Genomic DNA, 23,453 nt, shown 5'->3' with positions numbered 1-23,453 from the left:
GGCCTGCTGACACAATAAGAGCCGCTTTATAACAAGGGCTCAAAAATTGTGTCAAGGAAGCCACCCGACTAATGCGTGCTGATTCGCTCCTTGGAATCAGACTCGCGCTTGTCATCCGTTGCAACTATCTCGGGAGCCGCATCGGGCAAGGGCTCCGGCGCGTATTGCAGCGCAATTTGCAGGACCTCGTCAATCCATTTAACCGGTTTAATCTGCAGGTCTTGCTTAATATTTTCTGGGATTTCTTTCAGATCTCGCACATTTTCTTCGGGGATGATCACAGTTTTGATTCCCCCTCTGTGAGCGGCCAGAAGTTTCTCCTTGAGCCCCCCAATGGCCAGCACTTGACCACGCAGAGTGATCTCGCCCGTCATAGCAACATCAGCACGAACAGGAATCTGCGTTAGCGCAGATACCAAAGCCGTGCACAACCCGATACCTGCACTCGGACCATCCTTGGGTGTAGCACCTTCAGGCATATGGATGTGAACGTCGCGCTTCTCGTTGAAGTCTGCAGGGATACCTAAGCTCTTTGCACGACTACGCACGACCGTCATCGCCGCCGTCATCGACTCGGCCATGACATCACCCAGTGAGCCGGTCTTGATCAAATTGCCCTTACCAGGCACCACGGCTGTCTCGATCGTAAGCAGCTCACCACCAACCTGCGTCCAGGCCAGGCCTGTTACCTGACCGATCTGATCCTGCTGCTCAGCCAGCCCATAGCGATGCTTACGCACCCCCAGGAAGTGCTCAAGCGAGTCCGCTGTCACGATGACCTGGAAGCGCTTATCGCTGATGTGCTCTTTGACTGCTTTGCGGCACACCTTGGCGATTTGCCGCTCCAGACTACGCACGCCCGCCTCACGGGTGTAGTAACGAATGATGTCGCGAATCGCAGCCTCTTCAAACTCCAGCTCACCTTTCTTCAGCCCATTGGCCTTGATCTGCTTGGGAGCCAAATATTTGGTGGCGATGTTGACCTTTTCGTCCTCGGTGTAACCCGGCAGGCGGATAATTTCCATGCGATCTAGCAGCGGCCCAGGAATGTTCATCGAGTTGGCCGTGCAAAGGAACATCACATCCGAGAGGTCGTAATCGACCTCAAGGTAGTGGTCATTGAAGTTGTGATTCTGCTCTGGATCGAGCACTTCAAGCAGCGCAGAAGCAGGATCGCCGCGCATGTCTTGGCCCATCTTGTCGATCTCATCGAGCAAAAACAGCGGATTGCGCACGCCTACCTTGGTCATTTTCTGGATCAAACGACCAGGCATCGAACCAATGTAGGTACGGCGGTGGCCACGAATCTCCGCTTCGTCACGCACGCCGCCCAGCGCCATACGCACAAACTTGCGATTGGTTGCTGTAGCGATGGACTCGGCCAGCGAGGTTTTGCCCACACCAGGCGGGCCAACCAGACACAGCACCGGCCCCTTGAGCTTCTTCACGCGCTTCTGCACGGCGAGGTACTCAAGGATGCGCTCCTTAACCTCCTCCAAACCGTAATGGTCGGCATCAAGGATGCTCTCGGCGCGCCCCAGATCAAGGCGCACCTTGCTCTCTGCCTTCCACGGCACGTTCACCAACCAATCGATGTAGGAGCGCACCACAGTAGCCTCAGCCGACATCGGTGACATCTGCTTGAGCTTATTCAGCTCCGCATTGGCCTTGATCAGCGCCTCCTTGGACAAACCAGCGTTATCGATGCGCTTGCGCAATTCATCCAGCTCGTTGTGCCCCTCGTCGATGTCACCCAGCTCTTTCTGAATGGCCTTCATCTGCTCATTCAGGTAGTACTCACGCTGGCTGCGCTCCATCTGTTTCTTCACGCGACCACGGATACGCTTCTCGACCTGCAGCAAGTCGATCTCGGCGTCCAGAAGCGCCAGGACGTGCTCAACCCGTGCAGATAGGCCGGTAATTTCGAGAATTTCCTGCTTCTGTTCGATCTTCAAGGCCATGTGAGCAGCCATGGTATCGACCAAACGGCTGGGTTCGTCGATGCTGTTGAGCGAGGACAACACCTCCGCCGGCACCTTCTTGCCCAACTGCACGTATTGCTCGAACTGGCTCAGCAGGCTACGAGTAAAGACTTCTGACTCTCGTTCGGCAGTTTCACCCTCTTCGATTAGTTGCACCTCTGTACGACAGTGCTCCTCGACCTCGAAAATTCGTTCAATGGCACCACGCTGCTCACCCTCGACCAGCACCTTGACAGTGCCATCGGGCAACTTGAGTAACTGCAATACAGTGGCAACTGTGCCCACGCGATACAGATCCTGCTCGCTTGGATCGTCCACCGCCGGATTCTTCTGGGCCACCAGCAGAATCTGCTTGTCGCCCGTCATCGCTGCCTCAAGGGCCTCGATGGATTTCTCGCGCCCGACGAAAAGCGGGATGACCATGTGTGGATAAACCACTACATCGCGCAATGGCAGGAGAGGCAATTCGATGGTTGTCTTCATGATTTCGGCTCAGCGGCGGCCCTAAGGCCGTGAACAGGCGGGATTACCCTTGGCTTTAAAGATGGGGGTAGCTCCCACAAAAAACAAGCGCAATATCCAGAAAAGCGAAGGGGCCGTGAGGCCCCTTCTTTGCATCATATGACAGCAAACACCCTTTAAGCGTCTGGTGCCGCTTTGGCTTGCGGCTCGCTGTTTTCATAGATCAAAAGCGGCTTGGACGAGCCCTCAATAACACTCTCGTCGATTACCACTTTGCTCACATCCTGCTGGGATGGGATTTCATACATGGTATCGAGCAAAATGCCTTCGAGTATCGAACGCAAGCCCCGAGCGCCCGTTTTACGCTCCAACGCCTTCTGCGCAACGGACTTCAGCGCATCAGAGCGAAATTCCAGATCCACGCCTTCCATTTCGAACAGCTTGGCGTACTGCTTGGTGAGCGCATTCTTCGGTTCGGTAAGAATCTGCACCAGCGCAGCCTCATCCAGCTCTTCCAGCGTTGCGATTACCGGAAGACGCCCGACAAACTCGGGAATCAGGCCGAACTTGACCAGATCGTCAGGCTCAACTTCACGCAAGGATTCGCCGATCTTCTTGCCTTCCTGCTTGCTGCGTACTTCCGCACCAAAACCGATGCCGCCCTTGGTAGAGCGCGCCTGGATAACTTTCTCCAGGCCAGCAAACGCGCCACCACAGATAAACAGAATATTGCGCGTGTCTACCTGCAGAAACTCCTGCTGCGGATGCTTGCGCCCGCCCTGCGGCGGAACCGAGGCCACAGTGCCTTCGATCAGCTTGAGCAGCGCCTGCTGCACACCCTCGCCCGACACGTCACGAGTGATAGAAGGGTTATCAGATTTACGCGAGATCTTGTCGATTTCATCGATGTAGACAATGCCCATCTGGGCCTTCTCAACATCGTAATCGCACTTCTGCAACAGCTTCTGAATGATGTTCTCGACGTCCTCACCCACATAACCAGCTTCGGTCAGGGTGGTGGCGTCAGCGATAGTGAATGGGACGTTGAGCAGACGCGCAAGCGTTTCTGCCAGCAGCGTTTTACCCGAACCTGTCGGACCAATCAGCAGGATGTTGCTCTTGCCCAGCTCGACATCATCTTTCTTGTCGCGCTGATTCAGGCGCTTGTAGTGGTTATATACCGCCACCGATAGCACCTTCTTGGCACGCTCCTGACCGATCACATACTGATCCAGGATGCCACTGATCTCCTTGGGAGCAGGCAATTTGTGCGCACTACTCTCAGCCTGTGCCTCCTGCACCTCCTCACGGATGATGTCATTGCACAGGTCGACGCATTCGTCGCAGATGAAGACGGAAGGACCGGCGATCAACTTGCGCACTTCGTGCTGGCTCTTGCCGCAGAAGGAGCAATAAAGCAGTTTGCCGTTGTCCTCACCGTTACGGGTATCAGTCATTCGATCAATCCAATACGGTAGGCTTGAAACACAAGATGAAGGCAAATGCGGGCATTTTCAAGGGCGCAGGTTATGCCACTGAATAATGCCCGCATTCAGCGCCGCATCTAAACCGGCATTTGACGCTTCTCATGCACCGCATCGACCAAACCGTATTCCAGAGCACGCGACGCGCTCATGAAATTATCGCGATTGGTGTCGCGTTCGATGGTCTCCAGACTCTGCCCCGTGTGCTGGGCCAGCAGCTCGTTCAGGCGCTCACGGATGAAAAGGATTTCCTTGGCATGGATCTCGATATCAGAAGCCTGCCCCTGGAATCCGCCAAGCGGCTGGTGAATCATCACGCGCGAGTTCGGCAGGCAGAAACGCTTACCCTTAGCCCCCCCCGCCAGCAGGAAAGCCCCCATGCTGCACGCCTGACCGATACAGGTGGTGGACACATCAGCCTTGATGAACTGCATGGTGTCATAGATGGCCATGCCTGCAGTCACGGAGCCGCCCGGAGAGTTGATATAAAGGTGGATATCCTTGTCTGGGTTTTCTGCTTCCAGAAACAGCAACTGGGCACAGATCAGGTTGGCCATATAGTCTTCAACTTGGCCCACAAGGAAAATCACACGCTCCTTGAGCAGGCGCGAGTAGATGTCATAGGCACGCTCGCCACGAGCGGATTGCTCGACAACCATCGGCACCAAGCCGCCAGCAGCCTGGATTTCAGGCATGTTTTGCATAAAAGGATTACGGGACATGTCTTGCGCTCACTCCCAAATAGTCATGTCTCAAATACGCATAAGCCAGCACGAAGGCTGGCTTATGGTGGTGTACTCGAACGAGGTTACTAGATCACTCGGCTTGAGGAGCTTCCGCCGGCTTGACTGCATCTTCGTAGGAAACCGCTTTATCGGTCACGTTGGCCTTCTGCAGAACAGTATCTACAACTTGCTCTTCCAGTACAACCGAACGTACTTCGTTCATCTGCTGGTCGTTCTTGTAGTACCAGGCAACAACCTGCTCAGGCTCTTGATAAGCCGAGGCCATCTCTTCGATCAGCTCGCGCACGCGGGCTTCGTCAGGCTTCAGGTCGAACTGCTTGACCACCTCAGCGACGATCAGCCCCAGCACAACACGGCGCTTGGCTTGCTCTTCGAACAGTTCGGCTGGCAGTTGATCAGGCTTGATGTTGCCACCGAACTGCTGAACGGCCTGCACGCGCAGGCGGTTCACTTCATTGCCGATCAGCGCCTTCGGCACTTCGACCGGATTGGCAGCCAGCAGGCCGTCCATTACCTGATTCTTGACCTTGGACTTAATGGCTTGGCGCAGTTCGCGCTCCATGTTCTTGCGAACTTCGGCGCGGAAACCCTCCAGGCCGCCGTCTTTGATGCCGAACAGAGCGAAGAACTCGTCGTTCAACTCAGGCAGTTGCGGCGCGGAAACGCTGTTCACGGTAACGGTGAACTCCGCGGTTTTGCCAGCCAGGTCGAGGTTTTGGTAGTCCTCAGGGAAGACCGGATTGATCACGCGCTCTTCACCGGCGCTGGCGCCAACCAGAGCGTCTTCAAAGCCCGGAATCATGCGACCGGAGCCCAGCACCAACTGAGTACCAGTTGCGCTGCCACCTGCGAAAGCTTCACCGTCGATCTTACCAACGAAGTCGATGTTCAGTTGATCGCCATTCTCGGCAGCACGCTCAACACCTTCGAAGCGCGTGTTCTGCTTGCGCAGGATGTCCAGCATGTTGTCGACATCGCTATCGACCACTTCGGCCTGCAGGCGCTCGATGGCGATGCTGTCGAGACCAGTCACCTGAAACTCAGGAAATACCTCGAAAGTTGCGACATACTCCAGATCCTTGCCCTTCTCAAAGGACTTCGGCTCAACGGAGGGGGAGCCAGCCGGATTCAGCTTCTGCTCGACAACAGCCTCATAGAAGGTGGCCTGAATCAGGTCGCCCAGGGCTTCCTGACGAGCAGCATCTTCATAACGCTGACGAATTACGCTCATCGGCACTTTGCCGGGACGGAAGCCAGGAACCTTGGCACGACGGGCAGTCTGCTGCAGACGCTTGTTGACTTCGGTCTCGATACGTTCGACGGGTACGCCGACGGTCATACGACGCTCAAGAGCAGAAGTGCTTTCAACAGAAACTTGCATGGATATTCCTCGTTGCACAGACAAAAGCCGACTAGAACCGGCCCCGATTCAAGGCCAAGCATTCTAGAGGGTCAATTTGCAGAAGTCACCCTAGAAGCAGGCGGCAATCGGGGGGATTTGTAAGATGGTGCGGACGGAGAGACTCGAACTCTCACACCTTGCGGCGCCAGAACCTAAATCTGGTGTGTCTACCAATTTCACCACGTCCGCGTGGTTTGCAGCTTAAAACAAAAGCGCCAGGCTTTTGGCCTGGCGCTCTGGAATATGGGGTGGACGATGGGAATCGAACCCACGACACCAGGAGCCACAATCCTGTGCTCTACCAACTGAGCTACGCCCACCATATTGCATTGCTACTCAAATTGCCTGACCGCCAAATGGCGCACCCGGCAGGACTCGAACCTGCGACCATCCGCTTAGAAGGCGGATGCTCTATCCAGCTGAGCTACGGGCGCTTATCCATCCGCCAGAGCAGACTTAAAGCTTTCGACTCCAGCCTTGCCACAAGGGCTTGGCCTTTGCCGTCTCACCCAGCGAGTGGCTGTTCCTGAGAAGCGGGGCGAATGTTATAGACGCCCCCTCACCTCGTCAACATAAATTTTAAAAAAAGTTCAGCGATATAAAGGAGTTACGCGAAAACGACGGTAGGCGCCTTTGCCCCGTTGAGCACCCATGCGAGAATGCGCGTCCTTTTTTCATCCTTATTAATGGTTAACCAGCGTAATGACCGCACAACTGATCGACGGCAAGGCGATCGCCGCCAGCCTCCGCCAGCAGATTGCCCAACGTGTCGCCGAACGCCGCGAGCAAGGCCTTCGTGCGCCAGGCCTGGCCGTGATCCTGGTCGGTACCGATCCGGCCTCTCAGGTCTATGTGTCACACAAACGCAAGGACTGCGAAGAGGTCGGCTTTGTTTCCCGCGCCTACGATCTGCCGGCCGAGACCAGCCAGGCCGATCTGCTCGCACTGATCGACGAACTCAACGAAGACCCGACCATCGACGGCATCCTGGTGCAACTGCCGCTTCCTGAGCATCTCGACTCCTCCTTGTTGCTCGAACGCATTCGCCCAGACAAGGATGTGGATGGCTTCCACCCTTACAATATTGGCCGTCTGGCCCAGCGCATGCCACTGCTGCGCCCGTGCACCCCGAAAGGCATCATGACCCTACTGCAAAGCACTGGCGCCGATTTGTACGGCATGCATGCCGTTGTAGTAGGCGCCTCAAATATCGTCGGCCGCCCGATGGCCATGGAGTTGCTGCTGGCAGGCTGTACCGTGACGGTCACCCACCGTTTCACCAAGGACCTGGCAGGCCATGTCGGTCAAGCCGATATCGTCGTGGTCGCAGCAGGCAAGCCGGGCCTAGTCAAGGGCGAGTGGATCAAGGAAGGCGCCATCGTCATCGATGTCGGCATCAACCGCCAGGACGACGGCAAGCTTGTGGGTGATGTGGTTTATGACACAGCCTTGCCCCGCGCAGGGTGGATCACTCCGGTTCCGGGTGGCGTGGGCCCGATGACTCGCGCCGGGCTGCTGGAAAATACCCTGCACGCGGCCGAGCACCTGCATAAATAAGCGGTACGGTTGAATGAAAAACGGCACCCAAGGGTGCCGTTTTTTTCGCGGCTGAAGCCGCTCCTATAACACAGGCATCGGCCTCACTTGCGCGCCTGCTCCCAGGATTTGAGCAACTTATCGTAGGCGATGGTTTCACCCTTGGGTTTCTCGTTGGCCAGCTTGGGTTTCGGTGCGCCCGGCTGGTCGAACCAGTATTGCGGATCACGCGGCTCGTTCAACTTTGGCCCGCACTCACCCAGCACACCGGAACGCTCAAGACGTCCGAGCATGGTGTCCTGCGCGGCAGCCAGGCCATCAAGCGCCTGTTGCGGCGTCTTGTCGCCACTCGCGGCTTCGGCGATGAACTGCCACCAGAGCTGCGCCAGACGCGGATAGTCCGGCACGTTGGTGCCGGTCGGCGTCCACTGCACGCGCGCTGGGCTGCGGTAGAACTCCACCAGCCCGCCAAGCTTGGGCGCCACGTCGGTCATAGCCTGCGAGTTGATGTCCGACTCGCGAATGGGCGTCAAGCCGACCAGGGTTTTCTTCAGCGAGACGGTCTTGGAGGTGACGAACTGGGCGTAGAGCCAAGCGGCCAGGCGCTGCTTCTCCGGGGTGGACTTGAGGAAAGTCCAGGAGCCGGTGTCCTGGTAACCGAGCTTCATGCCCTCCTCCCAATACGGACCCTTGGGCGACGGCGCCATGCGCCACTTGGGCGTGCCGTCCTCATTGACCACCGGCAAGCCTGGCTTGGTCATGTCAGCGGTGAAGGCGGTGTACCAGAAGATCTGCTGGGCGATGGCGCCCTGCGCCGGCACCGGGCCGGCTTCGGAGAAGGTCATGCCCTGAGCTTCCGGCGGCGCGTACTGACGCATCCAGTCGACGTATTTCTGCGTGGCGAACACCGCCGCCGGGGCGTTGGTGGCACCGCCACGCGCGACAGTGGAACCCACCGGTCGGCAGCCGTCGACGCGAATGCCCCACTCGTCCACCGGCAGGCCATTGGGCAGGCCCTTGTCACCGCCGCCCGCCATGGAGAACCAGGCATCGGTGAAGCGCCAGCCCAGCGACGGATCCTTCTTGCCGTAGTCCATGTGGCCGTAGACGCGCTGACCGTCGATCTCCTTGACGTGCTTGGAGAAGAATTCGGCGATGTCCTCGTAGGCTGACCAGTTGACCGGCACGCCTAGCTCGTAACCGTAGATTTCCTTGAACTTGGCCTTGAGTTCCGGGCGCTCGAACCAGTCGGCGCGGAACCAGTAAAGGTTGGCGAACTGCTGGTCGGGCAGTTGATAGAGCTTGCCGTCCGGCCCAGTGGTGAAGGACGTACCGATGAAGTCAGGAAGATCCAGAGTCGGCGACGTGAAGTCCTTGGCCTCACCCTTGATCATGTCGCTGATGGCCACGGCCTTGCCATAGCGCGCATGAGTGCCGATCAGGTCGGAGTCGTTGACCCAGCCGTCATAGATGTTCTTGTCCGACTGCATCTGCGTCTGCAGTTTCTCGACCACATCGCCTTCCTGCAGCAAATCATGACGCAGCTTGATCCCGGTGATCTCGCTAAAGGCCTTGGCCAGCACCTTGGACTCGTACTCATGGGTTGTGATGGTTTCCGACACCACGCTGATGTCCATGCCGCGGAACGGCTCAGCAGCCTTGATGAACCATTTCAGCTCTTCGAGCTGCTGCTCGGGCGTCAGGGTCGAGGGGTTGAATTCATTAGCGATCCATTTCTTGGCGGCCTCTTCATAGGCATCCGCCCAGGCCGCACCGCTCAAACCGGACAACGCCAGCAGGGCAGCCAACGCCATGCTATGTCGGGTCTTGTTGTTATTGTCGAACATAGAGACCTCCATCTCAGGATTTGGGGAGAGGCAAACCGGTGGCAGCCCGGCTCAGCCCCAGCGCATGACTGCGCACAACCACACCAGCGATAGCACCGATGCGATCCACACGCTCCAGTCGGTCACGCCTATCAGCAGCAGGTGCAGATAAGCGCTACCGAGCAGACCGATAAACAGCCGATCACCCCGCGTGGTGGTAATCGGCAGAAAACCTTTGCGCTCGACGCACGGCCAGCGCAGCTCCACCAGCGTCATGCCGGCCAGCAGCACGGCAATACCGGCGAAGAACAGCGCGGTTGGTAGAGTCCAGGCCATCCAACTCATGACGAACCTCCTTTACACACGACCGAGGGCAAAGCCCTTGGCCACATGGTTGCGAACGAACCAGATCACCAGCATGCCGGGGATGATGGTCAGCACCCCAGCCGCAGCGAGCACGCCCCAGTCGATCCCCGAAGCGGACACAGTACGGGTCATCACCGCCGCGATGGGCTTGGCGTCCACGGATGTCAGGGTGCGCGCCAACAGCAGCTCAACCCAGGAGAACATGAAGCAGAAGAAGGCCGTGACGCCGATGCCGGAGCGGATCAGCGGCAGGAAGATCTTCACGAAGAATTTCGGGAAGCTGTAGCCATCGATATAGGCCGTCTCGTCGATTTCCTTCGGCACACTGGACATGAAGCCTTCGAGAATCCACACCGCCAGCGGCACGTTGAACAGGCAGTGCGCCAGCGCCACGGCGATATGGGTGTCGAACAGGCCGATGGATGAATAGAGCTGAAAGAACGGCAGCAGAAAAACCGCCGGCGGCGCCATGCGGTTGGTCAGCAACCAGAAGAACAGGTGCTTGTCACCGAGGAAGCGGTAGCGCGAGAAGGCATAGGCCGCCGGCAACGCCACGCTGAGCGAGATCAAGGTGTTGAGGCTGACGTAATACAGCGAATTGAGGTAGCCCTCGTACCAGCTACGGTCAGTGAAGATCACTCGGTAGTTGTCCAGAGTGAAGCTCTGTGGCCACAGACTAAGCCCACCAAGAATCTCTGTATTGGTCTTGAACGACATGTTCAGCAGCCAGTAGATCGGCAGCAGCATGAACAGGAAATAGATCAGCAGTGCCAGACGTTTGCGCAGCATCATGGTCGGCCTCAGCGGTTTTTATCGTCGTGGGTCATCGCGGTGTAGAACAGCCAGGACACCAGCAGGATGATCAGGAAGTACACCAGCGAAAACGCAGCCGCCGGGCCCAAATCGAACTGGCCGATAGCCATTTGCGTCAGGGTCTGGCTGAGGAAGGTGGTGGCGTTACCCGGCCCGCCGCCGGTGAGCACGAACGGCTCGGTGTAGATCATGAAGCTGTCCATGAAGCGCAGCATCACCGCGATCAACAGCACGCTTTTCAGCTTAGGTAGCTGGATATGGCGGAACACCGCCCAGTTCGACGCACGGTCGATGCGCGCCGCCTGGTAATAGACGTCGGGAATGGCGCGCAGCCCCGAGTAGCAGAGCAGCGCCACCAGCGACGTCCAGTGCCAGACGTCCATGACCAGCACCGTCACCCAAGCGTCCATGGTATTGGCCGCGTAGTTGTAGCTGATGCCCAGGCTGTTCAGCGCCCAGCCCATCAGGCCGATGTCGGCGCGCCCGAATATCTGCCAGATGGTGCCCACCACATTCCATGGGATCAGCAGCGGAATGGCCATCAGGATCAGGCACAACGAGGCCCAGCGTCCGCGCGTTGGCATGCACAGAGCGATGGCAATGCCCAAGGGAATCTCGATCAGCAGCACGCAGGCGGAGAAGATGAACTGGCGCAGCAACGAGTCATGCAGACGCGGATCCTGCAGCACCTGACGAAACCAGTCGACGCCAACGAAGTAGCGCGTGGCCGGGTCGAAAATGTCCTGCACTGAGTAGTTAACCACCGTCATCATCGGCACGATGGCGCTGAACGCCACCAGCAGGAACACCGGCAGCACCAGCCACCAGGCCTTGTTGTTCTGCACCTTCATGGCGCCACCTCCACCAGGTAGTCATCGGCGTAGAGCATCAGCCACTGCGCCGGAAAGCTCAGATACACCTGCTCGCGCGGCACTGGCTGGTCTTCCTGCAGGCGCGCCTTGAGCACTTGGCCATCGAGGTCGAAGGTAAGGATCTTGTAGGTGCCCAGATCCTCGACATGCAGCACCTGGCCACACAGCGCGTCTTCGTAGGCGCCATCCCAGATGTGCACGAACTCGGGGCGAATCCCCATCTTCAGGCGCTTGCCGCCCAGTTCGGCCAAGCGCTGGTTGAGTGCGTCCGGCAGCGGCAGCACGGTATCGGCGAAACGTACCCCACCCTCACAGCGCTGCACCTCGATCAGGTTCATCCCAGGGCTGCCGATGAAATAGCCGACGAAGGTGTGTCCGGGGCGCTCGAACAGCTCGCGCGGCGTACCGAACTGGACGATCTGCCCGCCGTACATCACCGCGATCTTGTCGGCGAAGGTGGAGGCCTCCAGTTGGTCGTGGGTGACGTAAACCATGGTGATGTTGAACTGCTCGTGGATCTGCTTGAGCTTGCGCCGCAGCTTCCACTTCAGGTGCGGGTCGATCACTGTCAGCGGTTCGTCGAAGAGGATCGCCGATACATCGTCACGCACCAGGCCACGGCCCATGGACACCTTCTGCTTCTCGTCGGCGGTGAGGTTACGCGCCTTCTTATGTAGCAACGGATGAAGTTCGAGCACCTCGGCGATCTCGTGCACCTTGCTCATCACCCGGGCCTCGTTCATGCCCTGGTTACGCAGCGGGAAGGCCAGGTTGTCGAACACCGTCATGGTGTCGTAGACCACCGGAAACTGGAAAACCTGGGCGATATTGCGCGCTTGCGGCGACAGCGTGTTGACCGCCTTGCCATCGAACTGCACCTCCCCCTGGGAGGGGCTGAGCAGGCCGGAGATGATATTGAGCAGGGTCGACTTGCCGCAGCCCGACGGCCCCAGCAGTGCATAGGCACCGCCCTGCTGCCAGACGTGGTTCATCTCGCGAATCGCATAATCCTGCGGCGCGTTCGGCGCAGCGCTGTAGCTGTGCGCTAGGTTGTGCAAACGAATCTCGGCCATCAGGCGGCCCTCCCCTGGCGGCGACTGGGCGCCTGCACTAACTGCCCATCGGCGGCGAAGACGAACAGCTTGTGGGTCGGGATATAAATGAGGATCGGCGTGTCCACCGCGTACTCATGTACCCCCGGCAGATGCAGCACCAGCACGAACTGCTCGTTGCGCACATGCAGGAAGGTTTCCGAACCGCTGATCTCGGCCAGCTCAACGGTCACCGCCAGCTCCAGATCATCGTCATTGGACGGCACCAAACCGATATGGCTGGGGCGCACGCCGAAACGGTACTCGCCCTCGGCGATGCCACGCAGATCGGGGTTGAGCGGAAAGTGCACGCAGTCAGCGAAGCTCACCTCGGAGCCGCTGATACGCCCCGGCATCAGGTTGATCGCAGGTTCCGAGAACAGCTCGGCAGCCAGCACCTGCTGCGGGCGATGGTAGACCTCGGCGGTCTTGCCGCTCTGCACCACCCGGCCCTCGTGCAAGATAGTGGTGGTGCCGCCCAGGGCCAGCGCCTCGTTGGGCTCGGTGGTGGCGTAGACGGCGATGGTGTGGCGCGCTTGGAACAGCTCGCGCATCTCCTGGCGCAGTTCCTCGCGCAGCTTGTAGTCGAGGTTGACCAGAGGCTCATCGAAGAGAATCAGCGAGGCATCCTTGACCAGCGCCCGCGCCATAGCCGTGCGCTGCTGCTGGCCACCGGAGAGTTCCAGCGGATAACGCGACAGCAACTTGTCGATGCGCAGCATGCGCGCCGTGGCCTCAACCTTCTCGACAATCTGCTCCTTAGCCACGCCAGCCTGGCGCAGCGGCGAGGCGATGTTCTCGAACACCGTCAGAGTCGGGTAGTTGATGAACTGCTGATAGACCATCGACACGTTGCGCTGGCGCACCGGGACGCCAGTGACATCCGCGCCATTCATCAGCACGCGGCCGCTGCTGGGCCGATCCAATCCGGCCATCAGGCGCATCAGGCTGGTCTTGCCGGCAAGGGTGCGACCGAGCAGAACATTGAAGGAGCCCGGTTCGAAACTCAGGCAGGCGTCGTCAATATGCACCTGGCCGTCGATAATACGGGTGACGTGTTCGAGCGTGAGCGACATGGCCTGTCCTTTTTCTTGTCGTGCCATTCGGTTACGAACACCTATAGCGACAAGCGTGCCAGGGCTTTATTTGCTTATCTATCTATCTGAAAAACAGAGAGAAAGACGCCTAAACACGAAAAAGCACGACTCTGCCACCGAACAATTTTGAACAGTCAGACATGAACAACTGAACACTTTGACTGTTGACTTTGAGCAGTTTTGAACAAAACTGGGCGAACGCGACGCAGATCGCGAAATTACAAGAAGAGATCGCACATGACAGAAGCGGCCCGCGCGCAAGCGCACGACAGCATCATCGAACAGTCCTGGTCGCGCTGCCGTGACTACGGCTTGACTCACCAGAGCCCACCCTGCTTCGACCCGCCCCCTGCCAGTGAACTCTCGGCGCTACTGGAAAGCCGCCAGACGCTGGTACAGACCACTCACCAGGAAGTGCTGCCCTATTACGGCACCATCCTGGCCAACTCCAACTGCCTGATCATGCTCACTGACGAACAGGGCCGGGTGTTACAGTCCTGGGGCGACCAACGCTTCATCGAACCGCGCCAGGCCGCTGGCTTCGTCGCGGGCGCCAGTTGGCTGGAGCGCTACACCGGCACCAATGCCATCGGCACCGCGCTCAGTTGCGGCCAGGCCGTGCATATCCAGCACGACGAGCACTTTCTCAAGGCCAATCGTTTCATGACCGGTTCGGCCTCGCCAATCTTCGACGAACAGCGGCGCATGATCGCCGTGCTCGACGTGTCCAGCGACAGCTACCTGCCGCCCGCGCACACCCTTGGCATGGTCAAGATGATGAGCCAGTCGGTGGAGAACCGGCTGATCCTCAAGCTGTTCGCTGAGCAGTACCACCTGCTCAGCTTCAATACCAGCTTGAACAACCTCGACAGCCCCTGGGCCGGGCTGGTGGTGTTCGACGAGCAAGGCCACGTGGTATCGGCCAACCGCCGCGCCGACAACCTGCTCGGACAACCGCTTACCTACTGCGCCATCGAGCAACTATTCGACGTACCGCTGCAACAACTGCTCAACCAGCCAGACGACCAGCCTTTCAGCCTACGCAGCAGCGGCCAATTTCGCTTCCACGCGCGGGTACGCCGCCCTACCCGGCCAGCACCCGTTCGACCTCGCGACTTCCGCCCGCCCGTCACAACCAATAGTGAGCAAGAGCCGCACCTGCACGCACTCAACCTGGGCGATGCGCGAGTGGACAAAGCCATTCGCCAGGCCGAGCGCCTGCTGGAGAAAGACATTCCGATTCTGGTACAGGGTGAAACCGGCGCCGGCAAGGAGGTCTTCGTCAAGGCTTTACACCGCTCCAGCTCACGCGCCAGCCAGGCCTTTATCGCGGTCAACTGCGCCGCCATTCCGGCAGAGTTGGTGGAATCGGAGCTGTTCGGCTACGAGAAAGGCGCCTTCACCGGCGCCAGCCACAAGGGCCATGTCGGCCTGATTCGCAAGGCGCACAAGGGCACGCTGTTTCTCGACGAAATCGGCGACATGCCGCTGCGCGTCCAGGCCCGATTGTTGCGCGTCCTGCAGGAACGCTGCGTGCAGCCGCTGGGCAGCAGCGAGTTGCACCCGGTGGACGTACGCCTGATCTCCGCCACCAACCGCCCGTTGCGCCAGGACATCGACAACGGCCAGTTTCGCGCCGACCTCTACTACCGCATCAGCGGCCTGAACCTGGAGCTGCCGCCGCTGCGCGAACGCACCGACAAGGCGGCCCTGTTCCAGAAACTCTGGGAACAGCACCGTGAACCCAGACAGTGGGCGGGGCTCAGTCGCGAGGTACTCGAACTGTTCCAGCGTCACCCCTGGCCGGGCAACCTGCGCCAGCTCAGCAGCGTGCTGCGCGTCGCGCTGGCCATGGCCGACGACCAGCCGATTCGCGCCGAACACCTGCCGGACGACTTCTTCACCGACCTGCCCAGCGCAGCGCCGCAGCCGTCACTGCCCGCGGCGGACAGCGACGATCTGGCCAGCCAATACCTGGCCTGTGGCGGCAACATTTCCTACCTGGCGCGCCACCTTGGCCTGAGCCGCAACACCCTGTACAAGCGCCTGCGTGAACAGGGCGTCAGAACCTGAACCTTTGTTCGAAGATCCGGCCCAAGCCATACATTTGCCACTGCAATGTCGCACTGAGCAGCTCGCACAATCCCGCCATGAAAGGAGGCCGCCATGCGCCGCCTGCACCGTCCACTGCTCACCTCTCTAGTATTGCTGGCCTGTAATCAGGCACTGGCATCGATGTCAGTGCACAAGCAGGTGGACGCCGTCGTACAGCCACTGATGCAGTCCTACGCCATCCCCGGCATGGCCATCGCCATCAGCCACAAGGGGCAGCAGCACTTTTTCGACTATGGCGTCGCCTCCCGCGAAAGCCGCCAGGCCGTGGATCGTCACACGCTGTTCGAATTGGGCTCAATCAGCAAACTGTTCACCGCCACCCTCGGCGCCTACGCGGAGGCGCGCGGCACGCTGAATCTCAGCGACAACGCCAGCCAGTACCTGCCAGCCTTGCAAGGCAGTGCGTTCGACCACATCACCTTGCTCGATCTCGCCACCTACACCGCTGGCGGGCTGCCGCTGCAGTTCCCAGATGAGGTGACGGGCCAACGCCAATTGCTCGATTACTACCGCAACTGGCAGGCCGTCTATCCGCCCGGCATGCAGCGCCTTTACTCCAACCCGAGTATCGGCTTGTTCGGCCATTTGGCGGCGGCCAGCCTGGCCGAACCGTTTCAGAAACTGCTGGAACAAGATTTACTGCCGCAACTCGGCATGCAGGAGAGCTACGTGCAGGTTCCAGAGCCCAGCATGAAGCGCTACGCCTGGGGCTATCGTGGCAACAAGCCGGTACGCGTCGGTGCTGGAGCCTTGGACGCCGAAGCTTATGGGGTTAAATCAAGCAGCGCTGACATGCTGCATTTCATCGAAGCCAACCTGCACCCGAACACGCTGAACGCAGCACTGCGCCAAGCCGTCAACTCGGCCCATCGCGGCTACTACCAGATCGGCGAGATGACTCAGGGCCTCGGTTGGGAACGCTACAGCTACCCCATCAGCCTGGAGAAACTACAAGCAGGCAACTCCTTCGAGATGGCACTACAGCCACACCGAGTGGAGCGTTTTACCGCCCCCAAACCCGCTGAAGGTGATCTGCTGCTGAACAAGACCGGCTCGACCAATGGCTTTGGCGCCTACATTATGCTGCTGCCTGCACGCGATACCGGCTTGGTGATCCTCGCCAACCGCAATTACCCCAATGCCGAACGCGTGCGCCTGGCTTTGCAGTTGCTGGACGCCATCGAACCATAAGACCCGGCCTGCCCCCCCCGTAGCCCGGATAAAATCCGGGGGCCATGGCGAGCGCCAACCATCCCCGGCTTGCATCCGAGCTACGCTCGCTGATAACCAAACCATTCGCACCGAGCATCTACCGGACGATTTCTTCCCCGACCTGCCAACCGATGCAACCACGCAACCGCTAGCCGAAGCTGACCCAACGACCTGACCAGCCAGTACCAGGCCTGCGGCGGCAATATCTCCTGCCTGGCCCGCCATCTTGGCCTGAGCCACAACCCCCTGCACAAACGCCTGCGCGAGCAGAGGCTGAAAATCGAATATAGCCATCATCCCGCGCGGGCTAAGCAGTGGCTTCAGCACTTGCGCCAGCTCGACAGGTGAGTCACGGAAAACCTGGAATCCCCTTCACGCAAGTAAGCATGACTGATTTTCAGGGTATCCCTGGAAAACAGACCAGCCGAATACAACTCACGCTCATGGCGCCTTGCAATCAGCCAGATCTCATCTAGCTTTCTCCCTGGAATAACCACGTACAGGGATGCCCAAGCGATGAAACGAAGACTCTCTAGGTACTGGATCTGCTCTGCGACTCTGTTAGCACTAGCTGGTTGCGTACAAGGCCTTCATCACAACGAAGGCGCGACACAGATAGCACACTCCCCCGATGGCAAACAAATTCGCAGCATATTCATTCCAGATTCGGGCAGAAACCCTCAAGCCAACGACCATCCCATCGAAAAGGGAGAAGCGTTCTCCATCAAGTTGATTTCGGCATACGTTTGCGATTTCCGCGAGAGTAGCGGTCCCAGAGACTGGTTTTCCAGAAGCAATACAGACGCCTCGCCTTGTGAAGGCGGCGATGGCAACACAAGCCTGCTAGGCGTCACCAATTACACAAGAGGAGAAATCGCCATCATCGTCAATGCGGGAGAGCGCAACGATGCAGTGGCAGGGCTGACATTCAACCCCGCAGACATACAACGCAATGGCCGAATTGTTTATTACAACGAAGACATTCGAGAGAGTGGCCAACTCATCAACGCATTGAATATTCCCGTCTATGGTCCGAAGACCTACGAAGGCGGGTCGTTTTTCATGGACTGGGCAATCCTCGAACTGGACAACGACGAAAGCGCCCAGAGCCGTCAACTGCTTCAGGAACTGGCCAAGATCGGCAGTGCAGCCTATGCTCCGGGCACTCCTGTACTCAATCTCTTGAATACTCTCGGAGGGGCGCTACTAGGCGCGAACGGCGATGACATTGAACTTCGCTACCAAGTTGAATTCGACCCGCCATACTCTGGAAAAACGAAGAAAGACAGCAAGACCATCCAAAAGCGCGTCACTGCCCATGCCCCCCTGCGAGAGGGGTACTACGTTATCGTTCGAGAAGAAAATCGTGACCAGCTTCCACCCTTTGAAAAACTTCGTGTCAGCCAGGGTAAATACAATCCTCTACTGGCAATAAAAGATGCGCCCAATCAGCCTTACCGGGTTTACAAGGATCGCTCTTGGCTACTCGTACGCGTTGCCCGTGAAGATCACGTTCAAGCATTAACTCAAGACGCCTCGGCCAAAGCAGCGCAGTTCCTGGAACAATTGAGTAAGGATAAAGAAGCCTCTGTTGAATATCTGAAAACCCTGCCACAGGCGATCGAAGAGGACAGAAACACGCAAGCCAAAGGCAACAAGCAATGAACTGCTTGCACATTCATCGACTGCGACCACACGCGTCGACGAGTTCACCGGAGAGCTGATTACCCTGCCGGAAGGCTGCCAATAAATTAGGGTGCGCTATACACACCACCGCCCCTCTATAGCCCAGATGAAATCCGGGAACCATGGGTTGCATCCAGGATACGCGTGAGCACAGCACACCCTACGCCGGGGGATACAGAAACGACAAAGGCCGCTGAAGAGCGGCCTTTGTCGTTGAGCTCCAGCCTTATTCGGCCAGGCGCCAGGTGGTGCCGCCCTTGCCGTCTTCCAACACCACGCCCATGGCGGTGATCTGGTCGCGGATGCGGTCGCTTTCTGCCCAGTTCTTGTCGGCGCGAGCCTGCAGACGCGCAGCGATCAGCGCCTCCACTTCGGCGGCATTGACCTTACCGGCAGCGCCAGCCTGGAGGAATGCCTCCGGCTCCAACTGCAGCACACCGAGCACGCCAGCCAGTTGCTTGAGCTGCGCCGCCAGACCGGCAGCGGCCTGTACGTCGGATTCGCGCAGACGGTTGACCTCACGAATCATCTCGAACAACACGGCGCAGGCTTCCGGCGAGTTGAAATCGTCGTCCATGGCCGCGCCGAAGCGCTCAGCGAAGGCCTCGCCACCGGCTGGCGCGGCTTCCGGCAAGCCTTTGAGGCCATTGTAGAAGCGCTCCAGAGCGCCCTTGGCTTCCTTGAGACTGTCTTCCGAGTAGTTGATCGGGCTGCGGTAATGGCTGGACACCAGCAGGTAGCGCACCACCTCCGGGTGATACTTCTCCAGTACCTCGCGGATGGTGAAGAAGTTGCCCAGGCTCTTGGACATTTTCTCGCCATCGACGCGCACCGCGCCGGCGTGCATCCAGGCATTGGCGTACTGCTTGCCAGTGGCTGCCTCGCTCTGCGCGATCTCGTTCTCGTGGTGCGGGAAAACCAGATCCGGGCCGCCGCCGTGAATGTCGAAAGTCTCGCCCAGGCAGCAGGTGGACATCACCGAGCACTCGATGTGCCAGCCCGGACGGCCCTTGCCCCACGGCGAGTCCCAGCTCGGCTCGCCCGGCTTGGCGCCTTTCCACAGCACGAAGTCCAGCGGGTCTTCCTTGACTTCGTCCACCTCGATGCGTGCGCCGATCTTCAGCTCATCGATCTTGCGCCGCGACAGCTTGCCGTAGGTTTCGAACTTAGTGACGCGGTAGTACACGTCACCGTTGCCCGGTGCGTAGGCGAAGCCCTTGTCGATCAGGGTCTGGATCATCTGGTGCATGCCGGCGATATGGCCGGTGGCGCGCGGCTCGATGTCCGGGCGCAGCACGGACAGACGCGCCTCGTCCTCATGCATCGCCGCGATCATGCGCTCGACCAGCGCTTCGAACGGCTCGCCGTTGTCATTGGCACGCTTGATGATCTTGTCGTCGATGTCGGTGATATTACGCACGTAGGTCACATCGTAGCCGCGCTGACGCAGCCAGCGGGTGACCACGTCGAACGCCACCATCACTCGGGCGTGACCGATATGGCAGAAGTCATAAACGGTCATGCCGCACACGTACATGCGTACGCTGTTGCCTTCTAGCGGCTTGAAAGGTTCTTTGACCTTGCTGAGCGTGTTGTAAATCGACAGTGCCATTACTGCCCCCAAGAATCGCGCAGGGTCACGGTACGGTTGAATACCGGCTTGCCAGGCTGGGAATCCCTGTCCAGGCAGAAGTAGCCTTCGCGCTCGAACTGAAAGCGATCCTCGGCAGCAGCCTGGGCCAGCGACGGCTCGGCGCGGCAGCCGGTGAGCACCACCAGCGATTCCGGGTTGATGTTGTCGAGGAAGCTGCCGCCCTCTTCGGCCTTCTCCGGGTTAGCGGACTTGAACAGGCGATCGTACAGACGCACTTCGCACTCGACGCTCTCGGCCGCAGGCACCCAATGGATCACGCCCTTGACCTTGCGCCCTTCCGGGTTCTTGCCCAGGGTGTTCTCGTCATAGCTGCAGCGCAGTTCAACGATATTGCCGTCAGCATCCTTGATCGCCTCGTCGGCGCGGATCACGTAGCTGCCTCGCAGGCGCACTTCGCCACCGGGGATCAGGCGCTTATAGCCGGCCGGCGGGACTTCCTCGAAATCACTGGCGTCGATGTAGATTTCGCGGGAGAACGGCAGCACGCGCACGCCCATGTCCTGTTTGGGATGGCGCGGCAGTTCGAGGTTCTCGACCTGACCTTCTGGATAGTTGGTGATGACCACTTTCAGCGGCTTGAGCACGCACATGGCGCGCGCAGCGTTGGCATCCAGATCGTCACGAATGGCGAACTCCAGCATGCCGATATCCACCAGACCACCGGCGCGGTTGACGCCGATCATGTCGCAGAAGGTGCGGATTGAGGCCGGGGTGTAACCACGGCGGCGGTAGCCGGACAGCGTCGACATGCGCGGGTCGTCCCAGCCATTGACATGCTTCTCGTCGACGAGCTGCTTGAGCTTGCGCTTGCTGGTGATGGTGTAGTTCAGGTTCAGGCGGGCGAACTCATACTGACGCGGCTGCGCTGGCACCGGCAGGTTGGCCAGGAACCATTCGTATAGCGGACGGTGATCCTCGAACTCCAGGGTGCAGATGGAGTGGGTCACGCCTTCGATGGCATCGGACTGACCATGGGTGAAGTCATAGCTCGGGTAGATGCACCATTTGTCGCCGGTCTGGTGGTGGTGAGCGTGGCGGATGCGGTAGAGGATCGGGTCGCGCAGGTTGATGTTCGGCGAGGCCATGTCGATCTTGGCGCGCAGCGAACGCGCGCCATCGGGGAACTCACCGGCCTTCATGCGGGCGAACAGGTCGAGGTTTTCCTCGACACTACGCTCGCGGAACGGGCTGTGCTTGCCCGGCTCGGTCAGGCTACCGCGGTATTCGCGCATTTCTTCGGCATTGAGGTCGCAGACGAAGGCCTTGCCTGCTTTGATCAGCTCGACAGCCCAGGCATGCAATTGGTCGAAATAGCTGGAGGCGTAACGCTCTTCGCCCGCCCACTTGAAGCCCAGCCATTCGACGTCAGCCTTGATCGCGTCGATGTATTCCTGGTCTTCCTTGGCCGGGTTGGTGTCGTCGAAACGCAGGTTGCACTGGCCGCCGAATTCTTCGGCCAGGCCGAAGTTCAGGCAGATGCTCTTGGCATGGCCGATGTGCAGGTAGCCGTTGGGCTCTGGCGGGAAGCGGGTCACGATCGTGGCGTGCTTGCCGCTGTCCAGGTCTGCCTGAACGATGGGACGCAGGAAGTTGGCAGCTTTTTCGACGGTAGGCTTGCTCATGGTGTCCTTAACAATACTGGCGCGGCGCAGGGTAGGCCGCTTCGGGCAAAGTCCGTATCATAACCAACCTGTCAAGCCCCTGACAGGGTGCATACCACCCTGACACGGGCTGTTTACCCACGAGCCACCCGCTCGAACCTGCCTCATCACGGATACGATCATGATCAAACTGCACACCAACCACGGCGTCATCACCCTGAACCTGTTCGCCGACAAGGCCCCGGAAACCGTGGCCAACTTCGAGCAATACGTGAAGGAAGGCCATTACGACGGCACCATCTTTCACCGCGTGATCGGCAACTTCATGATCCAGGGCGGCGGTTTCGAGCCGGGCATGAAGCAGAAGCCGACCCGCGCCCCGATCAAGAACGAAGCCAACAACGGCGTCGCCAACAAGGTCGGCACCATCGCCATGGCTCGTACCATGGAGCCGCATTCGGCCAGTGCGCAGTTCTTCATCAACGTCGCCGACAACAGCTTCCTCAACCACAGCGCACCGACCGTTCAGGGTTGGGGCTACGCGGTATTCGGTGAAGTGGTCGAAGGCATGGATGTGGTCGAGAAGATCAAAGGCGTTTCCACCACCATGAAAGCCGGCCACCAGGACGTTCCAGTGGAAGACGTGATCATCGAGAAGGCCGAAGTCGTAGCCGAGTAAGTCGATGATTCTGCTGATCTCTGATCTGCACCTCGAAGAGAAACGCCCGGATATCACCCGGGCGTTTCTGCTTTTTATCGCCACGCGCGCGCGCCAGGCCGAGGCGCTGTACATCCTCGGCGACTTCTTCGAAGTCTGGATCGGCGACGACGGCATGACGCCGTTCCAGCACGAGATCGCCCGCGCCCTGCGCGAGCTGAGCGATGCCGGTACGCACATTTACCTGATGCACGGCAATCGCGACTTTCTCATCGGCAAGCGCTTCTGCCGCGAGGCAGGTTGTACGCTGCTCAGCGATCCGCACAAAGTGCAGTTCAATGGCGAGCCGGTACTGCTGATGCACGGCGATAGCCTGTGCACCCTCGATGTCAGCTACATGAAGCTGCGCCGCTGGCTGCGCAATCCGCTGGTTTTGCTGATCCTGCGCAATCTGCCACTCACCACCCGACAGAAGCTAGCGCGCAAGCTGCGCAACGAAAGCCGTGCACAGACGCAAATGAAGGCCAGCGAAATCATCGATGTCACGCCCGAGGAAGTGATCCAAGTGATGGCTGCCCATGGCGTGCACACGCTGATCCATGGCCACACCCACCGCCCGGCAGTGCATGAGCTGGAGGTCGAAGGCCAATCGGCCAGGCGCATCGTGCTGGGCGACTGGGATCGCCAGGGCTGGGCACTGCAGATCGACGAAACGGGCTTCAACCAGGCGCCGTTCGAGCTGACGCCCGCCTGACCTAGACGCGGCGGGCTTCACCCGCCCTACTCAACTGCGCCTGTTTGTAGGGCGGGTGCAACCCGCCATTTCCCTCGCAGCGGTTTTCATCCGCCC

General features: G+C 59.2%; 18 protein-coding genes and 3 tRNA genes. 6 read left to right on the top strand and 15 right to left on the bottom strand.

Going from position 1 to position 23,453, the window contains the following annotated elements:
- Positions 1–68 precede the first annotated feature (68 nt).
- The 7 genes from lon to AERO9A_RS06685 form a co-directional block, all read right to left on the bottom strand.
- Positions 69–2,465: an endopeptidase La gene (gene lon / locus AERO9A_RS06715; protein ID WP_159971143.1), complete on the bottom strand. Its 2,397-nt coding sequence runs from the start codon at positions 2,463–2,465 to the stop codon at positions 69–71.
- Positions 2,466–2,620: 155 nt separating this feature from the next.
- A complete protein-coding gene (clpX, locus tag AERO9A_RS06710) occupies positions 2,621–3,901 on the bottom strand; it encodes an ATP-dependent Clp protease ATP-binding subunit ClpX (protein WP_159971142.1) in 1,281 nt (426 codons plus the stop codon).
- Between the two features lie 107 nt (positions 3,902–4,008).
- Positions 4,009–4,650 carry an ATP-dependent Clp endopeptidase proteolytic subunit ClpP gene (gene clpP, locus AERO9A_RS06705; protein WP_159971141.1) on the bottom strand — a complete coding sequence of 214 codons (642 nt, stop codon included), beginning with the start codon at positions 4,648–4,650 and terminating at the stop codon, positions 4,009–4,011.
- A gap of 94 nt (positions 4,651–4,744) precedes the next feature.
- Positions 4,745–6,055 carry a trigger factor gene (gene tig, locus AERO9A_RS06700; RefSeq protein WP_159971140.1) on the bottom strand — a complete coding sequence of 437 codons (1,311 nt, stop codon included), beginning with the start codon at positions 6,053–6,055 and terminating at the stop codon, positions 4,745–4,747.
- A gap of 125 nt (positions 6,056–6,180) precedes the next feature.
- Positions 6,181–6,265: transfer RNA gene (locus AERO9A_RS06695), tRNA-Leu, on the bottom strand.
- Between the two features lie 55 nt (positions 6,266–6,320).
- Positions 6,321–6,396: transfer RNA gene (locus tag AERO9A_RS06690), tRNA-His, on the bottom strand.
- A 37-nt stretch (positions 6,397–6,433) separates the two neighbouring features.
- Positions 6,434–6,510: transfer RNA gene (locus tag AERO9A_RS06685), tRNA-Arg, on the bottom strand.
- A 268-nt stretch (positions 6,511–6,778) separates the two neighbouring features.
- On the opposite strand from AERO9A_RS06685, the gene folD reads away from it, so the two are divergent.
- A complete protein-coding gene (folD, locus tag AERO9A_RS06680) occupies positions 6,779–7,633 on the top strand; it encodes a bifunctional methylenetetrahydrofolate dehydrogenase/methenyltetrahydrofolate cyclohydrolase FolD (RefSeq protein ID WP_159971139.1) in 855 nt (284 codons plus the stop codon).
- An 83-nt stretch (positions 7,634–7,716) separates the two neighbouring features.
- Here the strand turns inward: folD and AERO9A_RS06675 are convergent, their stop codons facing one another.
- Genes AERO9A_RS06675 through AERO9A_RS06650 form a run of 6 tightly spaced genes read right to left on the bottom strand, consistent with a single transcriptional unit; the run spans position 7,717 to position 13,656 of the window.
- Entirely contained in the window at positions 7,717–9,459 is a 1,743-nt protein-coding gene (locus AERO9A_RS06675) for an ABC transporter substrate-binding protein (RefSeq protein ID WP_159971138.1), read from the bottom strand.
- Positions 9,460–9,510: 51 nt separating this feature from the next.
- Entirely contained in the window at positions 9,511–9,783 is a 273-nt protein-coding gene (locus AERO9A_RS06670; RefSeq protein ID WP_159971137.1) for a DUF2160 domain-containing protein, read from the bottom strand.
- A 12-nt stretch (positions 9,784–9,795) separates the two neighbouring features.
- Positions 9,796–10,596, bottom strand: a complete 801-nt coding sequence (locus AERO9A_RS06665; RefSeq protein WP_159971136.1) for a carbohydrate ABC transporter permease — start codon at positions 10,594–10,596, stop codon at positions 9,796–9,798.
- An 8-nt stretch (positions 10,597–10,604) separates the two neighbouring features.
- A complete protein-coding gene (locus AERO9A_RS06660) occupies positions 10,605–11,468 on the bottom strand; it encodes a carbohydrate ABC transporter permease (RefSeq protein ID WP_159971135.1) in 864 nt (287 codons plus the stop codon).
- Complete coding sequence (locus AERO9A_RS06655) at positions 11,465–12,562, bottom strand: ABC transporter ATP-binding protein (protein ID WP_159971134.1); 1,098 nt, start codon at positions 12,560–12,562, stop codon at positions 11,465–11,467. The genes AERO9A_RS06660 and AERO9A_RS06655 overlap by 4 nt, the downstream gene beginning before the upstream one ends.
- Positions 12,562–13,656 carry an ABC transporter ATP-binding protein gene (locus AERO9A_RS06650; protein WP_159971133.1) on the bottom strand — a complete coding sequence of 365 codons (1,095 nt, stop codon included), beginning with the start codon at positions 13,654–13,656 and terminating at the stop codon, positions 12,562–12,564. The genes AERO9A_RS06655 and AERO9A_RS06650 overlap by 1 nt, the downstream gene beginning before the upstream one ends.
- Before the next feature lie 258 nt (positions 13,657–13,914).
- Here AERO9A_RS06650 and AERO9A_RS06645 point away from each other — a divergent pair, with 258 nt between their 5' ends.
- The 3 genes from AERO9A_RS06645 (at position 13,915) to AERO9A_RS06635 (ending at position 18,669) form a co-directional block, all read left to right on the top strand.
- A complete protein-coding gene (locus AERO9A_RS06645) occupies positions 13,915–15,750 on the top strand; it encodes a sigma-54-dependent Fis family transcriptional regulator (RefSeq protein WP_159971132.1) in 1,836 nt (611 codons plus the stop codon).
- A gap of 93 nt (positions 15,751–15,843) precedes the next feature.
- Positions 15,844–16,983 (top strand): class C beta-lactamase, encoded by a 1,140-nt coding sequence (gene ampC, locus AERO9A_RS06640; RefSeq protein WP_159971131.1) that lies wholly within the window; start codon positions 15,844–15,846, stop codon positions 16,981–16,983.
- A gap of 537 nt (positions 16,984–17,520) precedes the next feature.
- A complete protein-coding gene (locus AERO9A_RS06635) occupies positions 17,521–18,669 on the top strand; it encodes a hypothetical protein (RefSeq protein WP_159971130.1) in 1,149 nt (382 codons plus the stop codon).
- 247 nt (positions 18,670–18,916) lie between these two features.
- Here the strand turns inward: AERO9A_RS06635 and cysS are convergent, their stop codons facing one another.
- Together cysS and AERO9A_RS06625 are read right to left on the bottom strand one after the other, a co-directional pair.
- On the bottom strand, positions 18,917–20,302 hold the full coding sequence (gene cysS / locus AERO9A_RS06630) for a cysteine--tRNA ligase (RefSeq protein WP_159971129.1): 1,386 nt from the start codon (positions 20,300–20,302) through the stop codon (positions 18,917–18,919).
- Positions 20,302–21,966 carry a glutamine--tRNA ligase/YqeY domain fusion protein gene (locus AERO9A_RS06625; protein WP_159971128.1) on the bottom strand — a complete coding sequence of 555 codons (1,665 nt, stop codon included), beginning with the start codon at positions 21,964–21,966 and terminating at the stop codon, positions 20,302–20,304. The genes cysS and AERO9A_RS06625 overlap by 1 nt, the downstream gene beginning before the upstream one ends.
- 160 nt (positions 21,967–22,126) lie before the next feature.
- Between AERO9A_RS06625 and AERO9A_RS06620 the strand changes: the two genes are divergently transcribed.
- Both AERO9A_RS06620 and lpxH read left to right on the top strand, forming a co-directional pair.
- The gene (locus AERO9A_RS06620; protein ID WP_159971127.1) at positions 22,127–22,624 is read left to right on the top strand and encodes a peptidylprolyl isomerase; all 498 of its coding nucleotides are present in this window, start codon (positions 22,127–22,129) and stop codon (positions 22,622–22,624) included.
- Positions 22,625–22,628: 4 nt separating this feature from the next.
- Positions 22,629–23,357: a UDP-2,3-diacylglucosamine diphosphatase gene (gene lpxH / locus AERO9A_RS06615; protein WP_159971126.1), complete on the top strand. Its 729-nt coding sequence runs from the start codon at positions 22,629–22,631 to the stop codon at positions 23,355–23,357.
- Positions 23,358–23,453 lie beyond the last annotated feature (96 nt).

The sequence above is a fragment of the Pseudomonas sp. 8Z genome, from assembly GCF_902506535.1.
GTDB lineage: Bacteria > Pseudomonadota > Gammaproteobacteria > Pseudomonadales > Pseudomonadaceae > Aquipseudomonas.
Note: the sequence above shows the minus strand (reverse complement) of the source record. Positions and strands in the feature narration are given on the sequence as shown.

Excerpts from the sequence above, each read along its gene's own strand:
- lon (WP_159971143.1), bottom strand. The coding sequence starts at position 2,465 with ATGAAGACAACCATCGAATTGCCTCTCCTGCCATTGCGCGATGTAGTG.
- clpX (WP_159971142.1), bottom strand. The coding sequence starts at position 3,901 with ATGACTGATACCCGTAACGGTGAGGACAACGGCAAACTGCTTTATTGC.
- clpP (WP_159971141.1), bottom strand. The coding sequence starts at position 4,650 with ATGTCCCGTAATCCTTTTATGCAAAACATGCCTGAAATCCAGGCTGCT.
- tig (WP_159971140.1), bottom strand. The coding sequence starts at position 6,055 with ATGCAAGTTTCTGTTGAAAGCACTTCTGCTCTTGAGCGTCGTATGACC.
- folD (WP_159971139.1), top strand. The coding sequence starts at position 6,779 with ATGACCGCACAACTGATCGACGGCAAGGCGATCGCCGCCAGCCTCCGC.
- AERO9A_RS06675 (WP_159971138.1), bottom strand. The coding sequence starts at position 9,459 with ATGTTCGACAATAACAACAAGACCCGACATAGCATGGCGTTGGCTGCC.
- AERO9A_RS06670 (WP_159971137.1), bottom strand. The coding sequence starts at position 9,783 with ATGAGTTGGATGGCCTGGACTCTACCAACCGCGCTGTTCTTCGCCGGT.
- AERO9A_RS06665 (WP_159971136.1), bottom strand. The coding sequence starts at position 10,596 with ATGATGCTGCGCAAACGTCTGGCACTGCTGATCTATTTCCTGTTCATG.
- AERO9A_RS06660 (WP_159971135.1), bottom strand. The coding sequence starts at position 11,468 with ATGAAGGTGCAGAACAACAAGGCCTGGTGGCTGGTGCTGCCGGTGTTC.
- AERO9A_RS06655 (WP_159971134.1), bottom strand. The coding sequence starts at position 12,562 with ATGGCCGAGATTCGTTTGCACAACCTAGCGCACAGCTACAGCGCTGCG.
- AERO9A_RS06650 (WP_159971133.1), bottom strand. The coding sequence starts at position 13,656 with ATGTCGCTCACGCTCGAACACGTCACCCGTATTATCGACGGCCAGGTG.
- AERO9A_RS06645 (WP_159971132.1), top strand. The coding sequence starts at position 13,915 with ATGACAGAAGCGGCCCGCGCGCAAGCGCACGACAGCATCATCGAACAG.
- ampC (WP_159971131.1), top strand. The coding sequence starts at position 15,844 with ATGCGCCGCCTGCACCGTCCACTGCTCACCTCTCTAGTATTGCTGGCC.
- AERO9A_RS06635 (WP_159971130.1), top strand. The coding sequence starts at position 17,521 with ATGAAACGAAGACTCTCTAGGTACTGGATCTGCTCTGCGACTCTGTTA.
- cysS (WP_159971129.1), bottom strand. The coding sequence starts at position 20,302 with ATGGCACTGTCGATTTACAACACGCTCAGCAAGGTCAAAGAACCTTTC.
- AERO9A_RS06625 (WP_159971128.1), bottom strand. The coding sequence starts at position 21,966 with ATGAGCAAGCCTACCGTCGAAAAAGCTGCCAACTTCCTGCGTCCCATC.
- AERO9A_RS06620 (WP_159971127.1), top strand. The coding sequence starts at position 22,127 with ATGATCAAACTGCACACCAACCACGGCGTCATCACCCTGAACCTGTTC.
- lpxH (WP_159971126.1), top strand. The coding sequence starts at position 22,629 with ATGATTCTGCTGATCTCTGATCTGCACCTCGAAGAGAAACGCCCGGAT.